This is a genomic window from Variovorax sp. IB41 (genome assembly GCF_016405905.1).
Classification (GTDB): Bacteria; Pseudomonadota; Gammaproteobacteria; order Burkholderiales; family Burkholderiaceae_C; genus Variovorax.
The window spans coordinates 1-14044 of record NZ_JAEFCB010000010.1; the positions used below are offsets into that span (position 1 = coordinate 1).

Genomic DNA, 14044 nt, shown 5'->3' on the forward strand with positions numbered 1-14044 from the left:
GCCACACGATCATCACGGCAGACAGCGTGCAGGGCGGCGAGAAGAGCGTGTTCGGCGCCGGCATCCAGGGCGACGGCAAGCCGGGCGCAGCGGGCGACCTGGGCGTCAGGGCGCGTGGCGCACTCGTGGCGCAGGGAACGAATCTCGCGGCCGGCAACGCCTTGCTGCAGGGCGCGAGCGTCGATCTCTCGAAGAGCCAGACGAGCGCCGCGAACATCGCGCTCGCGGCCGACCAAGGCCATGTCGCGACCAGCCATGCCACGGTCGTCACACCGGGCACGTTGGCCATCACGGCCGATGCCGATCCCTCGCAAACGCTGGTCAACGATGCAGGCAAGCTCGATGCGGGCCGCCTCGCGCTGAAGGTCTCGAACCTCACCAACACCGGCGGCGGCGAAATCGTGCAGACCGGCACGGATGCCACGGCCATTGCCGTGAGCGGCACGCTCGACAACAGCGATGGCCGCATTGCGAGCAACGGCAGTCTCGCGCTCGCAGCGGCGACCCTGCGCAACCGCGACGGCACCGTGCGCACCGCTGCAACGGCAGACCTCGCGTTGACGGTGAAGGGCCTCGCGGACAACGCCGGCGGCGACATCGCTTCCGGGAACGATCTGTCCATCCACGCCGGTACGCTGGGCAACGACGCAGGGCGCATCACCGCTGCGGGCAGCGCATCGGGCACCGTCGATGGCGCGGCCGGCAACAAGGGCGGCACCATCGCCTCGAACGGCGCGATGCGCCTCGGCGCGGGCAGCCTGGACAACAGCGCGGGCACGGTGTCCGGCGCGGAGGGCGTCACCGTCGATATCGCGGGCGCACTGAACAACACCGACGGCACCGTGGTGACCCACCGCGCGCTCTCGCTCAAGGCAGGCTCGCTGGACAACGCCGCAGGCGTGGTCCGCTCGATCCACTCCACCGCGCAGCTGGACGTGTCCGGCGCACTGGCGAACAGCAAGGGCCAGATCGATGCCGCCACGGATCTGGACGTGAAGGCAGGCGCCGTCGCCAACACAGGCAGCCTGCGCGGCACCCACGACATCACGATGAACGTCGGTGGCGACTTGGCTAACGACGGCAACATCACGGCGGGACGCAACAACACGGTCACCGCAGGCAGCGTGAAAGCCGGCAGTGCCGGCGTGTTCGGCGCCGGCATCCAGGCCGATGGCACGCTCGGAGCCACGGGCGCATTGAGCGTGCGTGCCGGCGGCGCGCTCGCGGCGCAAGGCCGCAACCTCGCGGCAGGCGATGCCGCCCTGCAGGGCGCCAGCGTGGATGTATCGGGCAGCCAGACGAGCGCCGCGAACATCGCCCTGACGGCCACGCGGGGCGATGTGACAACGAGCAAGGCCGCTGTCGTGACGCCGGGCACCTTGGTCATTGCGGCGAACAACCAGGCGGCCCAGGCGCTGGTCAACGCGGGAGGGCAACTCAATGCCAACCAGCTGGACCTGAAGCTCTCCAACCTCGCCAACACAAACGGCGGCGAGATCGTCCAGGTCGGCATGGCGGCGACGACCATCGCCGTCGCCGGCACCTTGAACAACGACGGCGGACGCATCGCCAGCAACGGCCGCGACCTGAGCCTCGGTGCCGGTGGCGCGATGACCAACGCAGCAGGCCGCATCGAGCATGCGGCCCCCGAGGGCCAGGGCACCTTGACCCTGAAGGCCGGCAGCTTCAGCGGCCCGGGAGGACAGATCACCGGCAACGGCGCCTTCGTGGCCAACGTGGCGGGCGCCTTCGACCAGCATGCCGGAACGACCCGTGCCCGCGCCATCGCCATCGATGCAGGTTCCCTCGGCAACCGCGGCGGGCAGATCGTCCAGAGCGGCACCGATGCCACGCGCATCGCCATCGTGGGCGCCATCGACAACAGCGACGGCACCATCGCCAGCAACGGCCACATGAATGTCGCGGCCGGCAGCCTCGCGAACCACGGCGGCACGGTCCGCGCGGCGGGCGCAGCCAGCCTCGACCTGGCCGTGGCCGGTTCGCTGGACAACAGCAGCAACGGCGTGATCGGCGCAGGCGGCAACGGCACCATCGCCGCCGGCCTGCTAAACAACGACACCGGCAGCGTGACCGCCGCCGGCGATCTGCGCGCCACCGTCGGCGGGGCCGCGAGCAACGTCGGCGGCATGCTGGCCGCGAACGGCAACACCACGCTCGTCGCGGACACGCTGGACAACAGCAAGGGCACGGCCGCCGCAGTCAAGGGCGACCTGAGCGTCAGCACGAAGGGCGCAACCACCAACGATGCCGGCACGCTGCAGGCGGCGGCGCGGGTCGCGTTGAAGAACGGCGGCCTCGGCAACATCGGCGGCAGGGCCCTGGGCGACAGCCTGTCCGTGGACACGCACGGCCACGCGCTCGACAACACGCAAGGCACGCTGGCCGCGGCCACCACGGTGGCCCTGAACTCGGGCGCGCTCGTCAACGCCGCCGGCCTGATCCAGTCCGGCGGCGCGATGGCCATCGACACGAACGGCAAGGCGCTCACCAACACCCACGCGGCAGGCCATGCCAGCAAGCAGGGCGGCATCGCCAGCGCGGACACGCTGGACCTGAAGACGGGCTCGATCGACAACGCGGCCGGCTTCATCGGCGCGAAGAACGCACTGACCGCCAGCACGCAGGCCCAGGCCTTCTCCAACACGAAGGCAGGCCTGGTGCTCGGCCAGTCCACAGTGGCGATCGATACGCACGGCGCCGCCTACGACAACAGCGGCGGACAGACCATGGCCGCCGGCGACCTGCGCATCGGCGCAGGCAGCCTGGGCAACACCGCGGGCCTCATTCGCTCGATGGCCACGACCACCCTCGATGCCGGTGGCATCGACAACCACGGCACCCAGGGCAAGGACCAGGGCATCGAAGGCAAGGCGGTCGCCATTGCGGCAAGCGGCTTGAACAATGCCTCCGGCGCCATCCGGGCCGACGCGGACACCACCGTAACCAGCAGTGGCACGGTTGACAACACCGGCGGCCTGATCTCGGGCGGCGGCACGGTGGCGATCGCCGATCCCCATGCGGCCGACCCCGCCGCCAAGACGCTGAACCTGGTCAACACCAACGGCTCGCTGGTGGGAGACCAGCACCTGAAGATCGACGCCGCGACCTTCAGCGGCGACGGCCAGCTCGTTGCGGGCAAGGACCTGTCCATTGCGCTGAAGCAGGACATCGTGAACAGCGCCGAGCTCTCGGCCCACGGCAACCTGGCCTACACCACGACCGGCAACTTCGCCAACCACGGCAAGCTCATGGCCGGCCAGGCGCTCACGGTGGGCGGCCGCGATGTCGACAACGCGGCAGGCGCCGAGATGTCGGGCACGGACACCACCGTCAACGCCGGCGGCACGCTCACCAATCGGGGCCTGATCGACAGCAACGGCAACACGCGCATCGACGCGAGCGCGGTGAAGAACATCGGCACCGGCCGCATCTACGGCAACCAGGTGTCGATTGCGACAGGCACGCTCGACAACGATGCCGAGGCCGCGAACGGTGCGACCAAGGCCGGCACCATCGCCGCGCGCAATACGCTGAACATCGGCGCGAACGCCATCCACAACCGCGAGCATGCGCTGCTCTTGAGCGCCGGTGCGGGCGCCGACGCGATGCGCATCGGCGCCGCGCTCGATGCCAACCGGCTCGCCACGGGGCAGGGCGGCTTGCTGGACAACCTGAGCGCGGACATCGAATCGCTGGGCGGCCTGTCGGTTTCGATGGCGAACGTCAACAACCGAGACGTGCACATCGAGCGCGGCGAGCCAGCCAGCGAGAGCAGCATGCTCGTCACCTACGCACCCAAGCTTCCGACCATGGGGCACAGCGGGTTCTACCTGCCCGAGCAGGTACGGCTCGACCCCGCCAATGGGCAGGTGTTCCTGAAGAAACCCGACGGCACCGAGGAACTGGTCGGCGTGGGCGGCTACGGCCAGTGGACGGCCGCCGTCGTCACGACGCGCGAGACGGCCAGGAACATCGACCCCGCGCGCATGGCGGCCGCGGGCGACATCACGGTCTCGGGCCGGCTCCTCAACCAGGACAGCCAGGTGTCAGCTGGCGGCACAGTGCAGGCCGGCCCCTATGCGCCCGAGCAGATGCAAGGCGAGAGCACCACCACCGTCGGGCCGACGATCGTGATCAACGAGAAGGGCGGCTTCGAACCCATGGTGCTCCCCCAGACAAAAAAAGACACCGTCTCGCTCGGCGCCTACAAATACGAGCCCAACGTCAACGCCGCAAACGGCACGAAGCCCGATGCGGCCGTCACCGCCGGCGGGAACGGCGCGGCCGGAGCGGCCGGCGCGGCCGGTGCGGGCGGTGCGGGTGGCATCGGCTCGGTGACCACGGGCCACGGCGCAGCCACCATCGTCGAGGTGCCGGCTACCGTGGGCGCAGTGGTGAGCGTCACGGGCCAGAGTACAGGCAAGGCCAGTGCCGCTGCGGTACCGCAAGGCGTGGCGGCCGTGTCGGTCAGCGCGTCCGGCGTCGTTCATGTGGACGGCACCGCGGCCGCGCAGGCCGGTGCAGGCGTCGATCGCGTGTCCGCCATTCAGGGCGGCAACGCCGGTGTCGGCACCGTGACGACGGGGGCCGCGGTTCATGCCGAAGCCGCGCCCGGCGGCGTGCCCGCGCCGCAGACCGGCCAAGCCGATGCCACGCGCGTATCGACGGGCGCCGCCGTCACGCCCGAGGCGTCGACGGCCCGGGCGGGCGCCACCCGCACCATCCCGATGGTCGTTCGCACCAGCAGCCCCAACACGAGCATCCCGCGCGCGAGCCTGTTCAACATCCACCCCGAGGCGGGCAGCCGCTACGTGGTCGAGACCGATCCGCGTTTTGCGAACTACCGCGAATGGCTCGGCAGCGACTACCTGCTGAACAACCTCGGGCTCGATCCGAACACCACCCTCAAGCGCCTGGGGGACGGCTTCTACGAACAGAAGCTCATCCGCGAGCAGGTCGCGCAGCTCACGGGCTACCGCTTCCTCGAAGGCTTCGCGAGCGACGACGACCAGTACACCACGCTGATGAACTCGGGCGCCACCTTCGCCAGGCAGTACGGCCTTCGCCCCGGCATTGCACTGACCGCCGCGCAGATGGCCCAGCTCACCTGCGACATCGTGTGGCTGGTCGAGCAGACCGTGACGCTGCCCGACGGCAGCACGCAGCAGGCGCTCGCGCCCCAGGTGTACGTGCGCGTGCGCCCGGGCGACATCGATGGCGCGGGCGCGTTGCTCAGCGCCGATGCGACGGTCATCAAGAGCAAGGGCGACGTGGTCAACACCGGCACCATCGCCGGGCGCACGCTGGTGGCGATCAATGCCGAGAACGTGAAGAACCTCGGCGGGCGCATTGCGGGTAGCGACGTCGGCATCAGTGCGCGCAATGACCTGGAGAACATCGGGGGCAGCATCACGGCGCGCGACAGTGCGGTGCTGACGGCCGGGCGGGACATTCGCATCGAGACCACGACCAAGACGGCCACGCAGCCGGGCACATCGCGCACGGACATCGACCGCGTGGCGGGCGTGTACGTCACCGATCCGGGGGGCGTGCTGATCGCCAACGCGGGCAACGACGTCAAGGTGATCGCCGGCGTGCTGTCGAACAAGGGCGCGGACAGCTTCACATCTGTCACGGCCGGCAGGAACATCGAACTGGGCACCGTCACCGAATCGCAAAGCCGGTTGACGATGCTGGGCGCCACGGGCTTCCGCGGCGATGCGTCCAGCAAGGAAATCGGCAGCACCGTCGCGGGCAACGGCACGGTGCTGCTCGATGCCAAGGGCGGCAACATCGATGCGCGCGCCGCGACCATCGATGCCGGCCCCGGTGTGCTGGGCCTCACGGCAGCGGGCAACGTCAACATCGCCGCGGGAGAAGAAACCGCGTCGGTGGTCGAGCGCAGCCAGTCCAAGGAGAAGCGCAAACTCAAGTCGACGACCAGCACCCTGGTGGGCGATGCCACCTCGAGCACCAGCATCGGCAGCCGCTTGTCCGGCGGGTCTGTCGGCGTCTTCGCCGGAGGCGACATCGACGTCGTGGGCAGCGACATCGAAGCCCGGAAGAACGCGACGCTCAAGGCCGCGGGCAACGTGAACATCGTGGCCGCGCAAGACAGCCTGTCCGCCAGCCTGGACACCACGCGAACGACGAAGGGCTTCATCGCGCCCAAGCTCGGCGGCTCCAGCATCGACCGCAAGCTCGCCACCGCGCAGCACGCCGCGGTGTCGAGCCAGACCGAACAGGCCTCCCGCATCGCCGCGGGCGAGAACCTCAACATCACGGCTGGCAGCGAGGTCACCGTGTATGCGAGCGACCTGAGCGCGGGCGACGACCTGAAGGTCACGGGCCGGGAGGTGAATGTGCTGAGCGGCACCAACGCGTCCAGCCGCGAGCTCGGCACCAGCAGCGCCAAGGGCTCCATCGGCACGATGGGCAACTTCAAGCGCGCCGGCAAGGGCATGAACGGCAAGGAGAGCGTGACCGACAGCGTGACCCAGACCACGCTCGCGCCGGCCACGCTCAGCGGCAGGAACGTCACGCTCACCGCCACCGATGGCGACCTGACGCTGGATGCCGCGCGCATTCATGCGGGCGAGCAGGTGACCCTGAACGCGGCAAAGGGCCGGGTGAACATGGGCGTGGTGACCACGACCACGGAGGTCGGCCAGAGCCGCGGCGAGAGCGACCCGATGTACCAGCGCACGCGCGAGTCCGGCGCGCACGTCGAAGCGGCGAACTACACCCGCATCGACAGCCAGGCCCTGAAGGTGCAGGCGCCCAAGATGAACGTGGAAGTGGCGCAGCACACGTTCAACGGCCAGAGCGCAACGCCCTCAACATCCGGTACGCAGCAGACCATCGATCAGCTTCTTGCCATGCAGCGCAACCAGCCGGGAATGGGCTGGTTGCAGCAGGTGCAGAACGATGCCGCACTGAACAGGCTGCAGATCGAATGGCAGGCCGTGCCGCTGACGCAGCGGCAATGGGCGCAGAGCCAGGGCAGCCTCACGGGCGCGGGCGGGGCGGTGGTGGCGATCGTGGCGACCGTGCTGACCTGGGGTGCGGCCAGCGGCATCGGCGCGGCAGTGGGCGGCACCGTGGGCGGCACCACCGGCGCGGTTGTCTCCGCGGCGGTCAGCGCGGGCGTATCGAGCATCGCGGCGCAGGCGGCGGTCAGCCTGATCAACAACAACAACAACGGCAACGTCGGCGCGGTGCTCGAGGAGCTGACGTCGAGCCAGGGCATCAAGGGCATCGTCTCCGCGATGGCGACGGCGGGCGCCTTGCAGGGCCTGAACATCGGCCTGGGCATCAACGACTACACGGCCGCCAACATCGGCCGCACGCTGCCCGACGGCACCACCGTGGGCTGGCAGCAGGTGCTGCAGCGCAACTTGATCGACAGCGTGTCCGGCGGAATCGTCAACTCGGCGATCCAGGGCACCAGCGTGGAGCAGGGGATCAAGCGCGGGCTGTTGAACGGGCTGCTGAACACGGCTGCCTCAGGCAGTGCGCACTGGATCGGCGCGAACGGGCCCAATGGAGAACAGAACCTGAACGCGCTGGCGTCCGAAGCCGCGCATGCGATCGCCGGATGCCTCGTGGGCGCCGGGCGGGCGTCCGCCGGCAGCGGCGGTGGCATGAGTTCGGGCGATGGCTGCAGCGCGGGCGCGGTGGGCGCGGTGGTGGGCCACCTGACGGGGCAGATCTACAACCCGAACGCCGATCCGCAGTATGCGGAGCGCACGATCCAGTTGGGGCAGATGGTGGCGGGCATCGCGGGTGCGCTGGTCGGTGGCACGCAGGGCGCGGCGGACATTGCTTCGGGCGCGGGTGCGAATGCGGTGGAGAACAACTGGCTGAGCCAGAAGAATCCCAAGGGCCCGATGTACACGTCGCAACAGCAGCAGTACGACGCTGCGGTCGCGGCTTGCAACGGCGGGCGAGGTTCCGCAGATGCCTGCGCGACCATGAGCCGACTGGCGAGCGAATCGGCCACCAACGAGAGCGCGCTGAGAGCCGCCTGTGATGCCGTCACCGGTTCGGCCAATGCCTGTGCCGCGCAAACGCAATTGGCTCAGGCGAACGGCAATACCGTGGTGACGGCGGGATCGGGCGGTAGCGCCATCACGTACACGACAGGCGCTTATCCGAAGGGGTATCCGACGCTCGGGCCGGTCAACAGCCCCTTCTACAACTCGTGGCATGGGCAGCAGTCGCAAAGCCTGTCGGATGGGCTGGTGCTGGAGGCTGCGAATCAACTTGCAGGGCCGCTTGTGGCGCCGATTGCGAGAGGGCTCGGGGCGGGCGTGGATGCGCTGGCGGGATGGGTGGGAGGAGGGGAGGTCGTGACGCGGATCGCCGCGCCGGCGGTGGAGAGGACGGTCACGGCGGAGATGGCTCCTGTGGCGCTTGGTCCGGTGCCAAGAACGGCTTTAACAGCAATCTACAGAGATGTAGAGACGGGCTTGAACGCAGTGAATCCGACATCCTCTGTAAGCCGAGCCGAAGTAGATCGACTAGCCTGGGATACGGCAGCGGGAAAAGCGCGCCCTGGCGAAGGAAATGCGGCAGCCCAATACCAAAACGCGACAGGTAGTACGCTGGAGCGAGTGAATCCGGCCGACTACCTGCCGGGAACTCCAAAGCCGGACTTTGTGATTGTCTCGGGCCCCAATGCAGGCCAAAAGGTTGATTTCATGTTCGCCGTGGATAGCGAGTACGCAGCGGCCGGCATGAACAATAATTTTTTGAAGACCAATAAAGATGTCACAGCTATGAAAAATCAACTCATTGACCATGCGGAAAAAGCTGACGTAGTTCCACTGGATTTCAGAAAACTTACTGCGGAGAATCAACAGCTTTTATTGGACAGAGTGATCAGCTTGCTGTCACCGGCGGAGCAAGCAAAGTTGCTCATTCTTCGTTGAGGTGAACTATGGGTCGCGCCATCATCATTTCTCTAGACCACGACGCCACCGGACATTCTGCAAGTCTTTCCGCTGCCTACGCAACAGGCGTTTTTGAGGTAATTACTGAAGGAACGCGAAAGCAATTCAAGCCAACGGAGCAAGGGTGTCTTCGAGCTTGTTTTCTTCGGCTGGATGAGGAGTTTCAGGAATACATAAACCTTGACGAAATATCTGCCGAGTGCTTCAACGTGTTTGTTCGCGCATGCGAGTCAGGCCTCGCAAACTACCAAGCTACTGGGACGACTGCCTGGGGCTTCAAGCAAGAAGAAGCTTGGGTTCACAGCAATACATTGGAATGGTCCGAGCTCATCAAAAAGCTCCATGCCGATCCTCGGTATGAATTGGCACGACTTCCTTGACGCTCCTGTGCCACTGGAATGACGTTGTGCCAACTAAGGCCAAACTTTCGCGTGAAAGCGCAGCCTGTTTATTTCAATCCGAATGCCAAAGAAGAGGAAGAACGTTTTATCATGCCCGATGTAGGCAGCGGTGATGGCTCTGGAAGTCATAATGGCGGTTTTTGGAAAGCGGCCTCAGCGCCTGAAGAGCTCGGAAAAAAGACTACGCGTTCAGGGACGACGCAGAAATGAATCGGATGAAAAATGATTTCCAAAATATCAGTAACCGAGTTGATTGACGCTCTAAAAAAAATTGGGGGAGATCGGGCTTTTATTAAGGGGAAAATAATGGAAAAGGTTCTTCCTATATATTCGATTGGTTTTTCTGGGAATTTCGTAAATTTAACCATGCTTTATAAGAAGCCATGGGAAAATGCGGAAAAAATGTTCAAGAGGTAATTGGAATTTTGGAAAGATATGCTTTTTCAAAAGAAGGCTTTCCAAAGGGCGATTCCGCCGTATATTTGACTGTGGAAAAGAATTTAATAAATTATCGGGTGAGGATAAGTTCCTTTTTTATAAAAACAGTCTTTTCGAAAGAAAATGGAGTTTTAATTATTGGGGGCGATGAAGATGGTGCATTGAGAAGAGAGCGTCCGCCAAGTCCTTATCTTTTAAAAATGCAAAAAAGTGAACCATCGAATCCTTTCTATTTTCCTTTTAGACCGGGTATAGATAAAAAATAAAGGGTGTTGCGCGTTTAAAGATCGTGCACGGTTTGCTGCCTCTCGGTATTCGATTGCAGGTCTTCGAATCGCAAAGCCGCCTGACGATGCTCGGCGCCACGGGGTTCCACGGCGATGTGTCCAGCAAGGCACAGCTTTCTACCGAGGTCGGAGATCATCTCGAGGTTCGTGTCGAATTGGCCAATAGAAGGAGTGCCATGGCCTTAGATCCGTTTAAGTATTCATATACCCAGGATCAACTGGGTGTAATTTTAACTTGGGCCATTAGCATGGTGGTTGCTGATGATTTGGGAAGATTCGATATTCGGCCCAAACCTTCCTTGCAATATCTTGTTGAGGAACGTGGGCTGGGACATGAGGCAGGTTTTGAGATCGATGCTTATCCCGTGAATAAAAATGAGCCAGTCCTTTTTTATATAGTTCAAGGTGATGTATTTGGCTGTTCTGCGGATGGAAACGATGTGGCCATATACTCTCCGGAGGAGTTTAAGGCGGCGGTGTCTAGAGAATTTTCCATTCAGCTTGAAAGAGAGCCGGAATATTTTTTGGCCGTAGAGAAATTGAAAATGATTTTCAGTTTGTCCTAAACGTATGAAATATGAAAAAAGATGCTGCAATGGATCTTGATTTTTGTAGTGCAAAAAACCGGCGACCGAGTATTTAAAAAACCTTGAAACGCAACAGGATGGCGTTTCATATGTTTTGATCGAATCGCTCACCAAGGAAGACCTCGATGGATGGTACTTTCCCTACCAATCGAAAAGTTTTATCGAAAGTGGCGATTTCAATCAATCACTGGTCGGAAATTGGCCTGTATTTGTTGATCGTTCAGGGGGGAATGTGGGGCCGCGTCGCAGAAAGCTACCGATCTGAAAATAATTCGATGGAGCCTTCAATTATTCTTGAAAAAGGGCGGTGCATGATCTTTCCGGCAAGGTAGAGAAGAAAACGTGAGGGGCGTTATTGGGATGTTTGGAGATAAAAGGCGGTGTAATTTGAAAATGCACTATCTGCCTGGATTTTTTGAAAGCCTTGTTATTTGGCTGTTCTATCGATTCCGATGGTCGCCCGCCCTCGAATTGGGTGCGCCAATAAATTTGATATAAGGGGTGGGCTGATGAAGAATTAAATAAGTTTCTGCTCTAAAAAACATCAATAGCTGTAATCCATCAAATGCCCACGAGCGCGCTCGCCTTTGGCCTTGGATACAAAAATGAACCCCATCAAGCTGTCACACCCTTCCCCCTTGCGAATCCTCCCCATCACCCTGGCCGCCAGCCTGCTCCTCTCCGCCTGCGCCACCCACCTCCCCCAACCCATCACCGGCTACACCTGCTGCAACCTGCACCCCGACGCCGGCTGGACCTCCAGCGCCAACATGCTTGGAGGCCCCATCGTCCCGGCCGGCCAGCCCGTGGTGATCGACACCATGAAGCGCGATCGGTATCTCTACGGCACGATGGGCAGCGACTACATCACCCTGCGCGACGACACCGCGCGCGGCAAGGACGACGTGCTGCGCTGGACGCGGCAGATCGTCGTGCCCACGGACCCTCGGGCGGCGCTCGCGCGCTGGAGCCCCGAGGTGCAGAAGGCGGTTTATTCGGGCAAGGTGCTGGTCGGCATGACGCGTGCGCAGGTGCTGATGTCGCTCAGCTATCCGTCGCGCAACGACACCAAGGACCTGAGCGCGAGCGCATGGCGCTACTGGACGATTCAGGACGACGAGCCGGTCGACGTGCGCTTCGGCGCCGATGGCCTCGTGAGTGGATTCGCGGGCACGCCGTCTGCCGTGCGTGCCGTCGAGTTCAAGGGCTGATCGGCCCGCGGCGCGGCGCGGGCGCCGATGCGTCCGACGAATGAAAAAAAAGGGCACCGAAGTGCCCTTTTTCATTTGCCGCAGGTAGGTGTTCCTACCGCCAGCGTTCAGCGCCCGAACGAACGGCCACCGCCGCCACCGCCGGAACGGTTGCCACCGCCACCGCCGCCACCGCCGTAACCACCGCCGCCGCCACCCGAACGGCCACCGCCGCCCGAGCGATTGCCGCCATAGCCGCCACCACCGCCACCCGGGCGGCCGCGACCGCGTCCGCCACCCATGTGGTCCACGCTCGTGCGCAACGGATCCGGCTGGCCGTCACCGCCACCGGCGACCGCTTCGGCGCGCAGGTGCGCGACCTGGTTGGCTTGCGTCGGGCTGTGGCTGTTGCCGTGATGGCGCGGTTGGCGCTCGTCGTGCGGCAGGTGGTTCTGTTGTTGATGCTGGGGTGCATGGTGCGGCGTGCGTGCCGGACCTTGCGGACCGCGGCCTTGCGGTGCGCGTGCGCCCTGGCCGCGCGGGCCTTGGCCCTGGCCGCCGCCATTGGCGTTGCGGCCCTGACCGCCACCACCGCCGCCGCCGCCACCGCCCTGGCCGCCACCGCGGCGTTGGCCGCCGCCGTTGCCGCCGCCACCGCCGCCGGCGCGCTCACCGCCGCCCTGGCCGGCCTTGTTCTCGCGAATGCGCGAGAGCATCTCGGTGCGCGCGGCCTTGGCGGCCGCCTGCATCACGTCGCGGCTCGGCGGACGACCCGCACCGCCCCAGATCGTCTGGCGACCCATGGCGATCGGCTCGGCACGTTCGCCGTCTTCGGGCGCGAAGCCCTCGACGATCTGCACCGGAATCGTCTGCTTGGTGAAGCGTTCGATTTCCTGCATGAAGCCTTCTTCGTCCAGGCACACGAAGCTCACGGCCTCGCCGCTCGAACCGGCGCGGCCGGTGCGGCCGATGCGGTGCACGTAGTCTTCGCTGACGTTCGGGATTTCGTAGTTCACCACGTGCGGCAGCTCGTCGATGTCGATGCCGCGGGCGGCGATGTCGGTGGCCACCAGCGCGCGGATGTCGCCGCTCTTGAAGCCGGCCAGCGCCTGCGTGCGGGCGCTCTGGCTCTTGTTGCCGTGCAGCGCCATCGCCTCGATGCCGTTCTTGGTCAAGAATTCGGCCACGCTGTTGGCGCCGAACTTGGTGCGCGTGAACACGAGCACCTGGCTCCACTTGTTCTCGTTGATGATGTGCGCGAGCAGCGCCTTCTTCTTGCCGCGGCCCACGGGGTGGATCACCTGGGTGATGCGTTGCACCGTGGTGTTGCGCGGCGTGACCTGGATGCTCTGCGGGTTCTTCAGGAGCGTGGCCGCGAGGTCGCGGATTTCGTCGCTGAAGGTGGCCGAGAAGAGCAGGCTCTGCTTTTCCTTGGGCACGAGCGCCAGGATCTTCTTCACGTCGTGGATGAAGCCCATGTCCAGCATGCGGTCGGCTTCATCGAGGATCAGCATCTGCACCTGGCTCAGGTCCAGCATGCCCTGCTGCTGCAGGTCGAGCAGGCGGCCGGGGGTGGCCACGAGGATGTCGACGCCCTTCTTGAGCTTGCTGATCTGCGGGTTCATGCCGACGCCGCCGAAGATCACGGTCGAGTCGAGCTGCAGGTACTTGCCGTAGGTGCGCACCGACTCTTCGACCTGGGCCGCGAGTTCGCGGGTGGGGGTGAGCACGAGGGCGCGGATGCCCACGCCGCCGAACTTGTTGGTGGCGCTGCGGCTCATGGTGAGCTTGTGCAGCATGGGCAGCGTGAAGGCAGCGGTCTTGCCGGTGCCGGTCTGGGCGCCGCCGAGCAGGTCGTGGCCTTCGAGAACGGCGGGAATGGCTTGCGCCTGGATGGGGGTGGGGGTGTCGTAACCGTGCTCGTGCACAGCCTTCAAGATGGCGGGAGCCAGCTTCAGTTCATCAAAATTCATTGGAAACAATAAGCGCCATACACGGCGCAGTGGCATCGGCCCGCTTGGCGTCTTAGTGTTGACGCCGAGCCAGTCAAGGCAGATGAAGGTCAGGGGTGGGAGCCGGAAAACCCGTTGCAAGAAGGGTCTTCTTCGTCCCCGGCAGAGAGCCGGTGTTGCGGGCAACTGGACCCGGCAACGGTGCCTATTGTCG

General features: G+C 64.4%; 8 protein-coding genes. 7 read left to right on the plus strand and 1 reads right to left on the minus strand.

Going from position 1 to position 14044, the window contains the following annotated elements:
* The 7 genes from JC881_RS18550 to JC881_RS18580 form a co-directional block, all read left to right on the plus strand.
* Positions 1 to 8954 (plus strand): hemagglutinin repeat-containing protein (locus JC881_RS18550; RefSeq protein ID WP_198787183.1); only part of this gene is annotated, 8954 nt, incomplete at its 5' end.
* A gap of 8 nt (positions 8955 to 8962) precedes the next feature.
* Positions 8963 to 9355, plus strand: coding sequence for a hypothetical protein (locus JC881_RS18555; protein ID WP_198787184.1), 393 nt, complete (start codon positions 8963 to 8965; stop codon positions 9353 to 9355).
* 51 nt (positions 9356 to 9406) lie between these two features.
* Positions 9407 to 9586: a toxin C-terminal domain-containing protein gene (locus JC881_RS32610; RefSeq protein WP_198787185.1), complete on the plus strand. Its 180-nt coding sequence runs from the start codon at positions 9407 to 9409 to the stop codon at positions 9584 to 9586.
* Between the two features lie 173 nt (positions 9587 to 9759).
* The gene (locus JC881_RS18565; protein ID WP_198787186.1) at positions 9760 to 10080 is read left to right on the plus strand and encodes a hypothetical protein; all 321 of its coding nucleotides are present in this window, start codon (positions 9760 to 9762) and stop codon (positions 10078 to 10080) included.
* Positions 10081 to 10166: 86 nt separating this feature from the next.
* Complete coding sequence (locus JC881_RS18570; RefSeq protein ID WP_198787187.1) at positions 10167 to 10667, plus strand: hypothetical protein; 501 nt, start codon at positions 10167 to 10169, stop codon at positions 10665 to 10667.
* A gap of 115 nt (positions 10668 to 10782) precedes the next feature.
* Positions 10783 to 10953: a YrhB domain-containing protein gene (locus JC881_RS32465; protein ID WP_443083358.1), complete on the plus strand. Its 171-nt coding sequence runs from the start codon at positions 10783 to 10785 to the stop codon at positions 10951 to 10953.
* Between the two features lie 373 nt (positions 10954 to 11326).
* A complete protein-coding gene (locus JC881_RS18580) occupies positions 11327 to 11899 on the plus strand; it encodes a hypothetical protein (protein WP_198787188.1) in 573 nt (190 codons plus the stop codon).
* A gap of 107 nt (positions 11900 to 12006) precedes the next feature.
* Here the strand turns inward: JC881_RS18580 and JC881_RS18585 are convergent, their stop codons facing one another.
* Positions 12007 to 13851, minus strand: coding sequence for a DEAD/DEAH box helicase (locus JC881_RS18585; protein WP_198787189.1), 1845 nt, complete (start codon positions 13849 to 13851; stop codon positions 12007 to 12009).
* Between the last annotated feature and the right edge of the window lie 193 nt (positions 13852 to 14044).

What these genes read in the sequence shown, in the direction of transcription:
- JC881_RS18585 (WP_198787189.1), bottom strand. Translation starts at nt 13,851, where the DNA reads ATGAATTTTGATGAACTGAAGCTGGCTCCCGCCATCTTGAAGGCTGTG.
- JC881_RS18565 (WP_198787186.1), top strand. Translation starts at nt 9,760, where the DNA reads ATGGGAAAATGCGGAAAAAATGTTCAAGAGGTAATTGGAATTTTGGAA.
- JC881_RS18555 (WP_198787184.1), top strand. Translation starts at nt 8,963, where the DNA reads ATGGGTCGCGCCATCATCATTTCTCTAGACCACGACGCCACCGGACAT.
- JC881_RS18570 (WP_198787187.1), top strand. Translation starts at nt 10,167, where the DNA reads ATGCTCGGCGCCACGGGGTTCCACGGCGATGTGTCCAGCAAGGCACAG.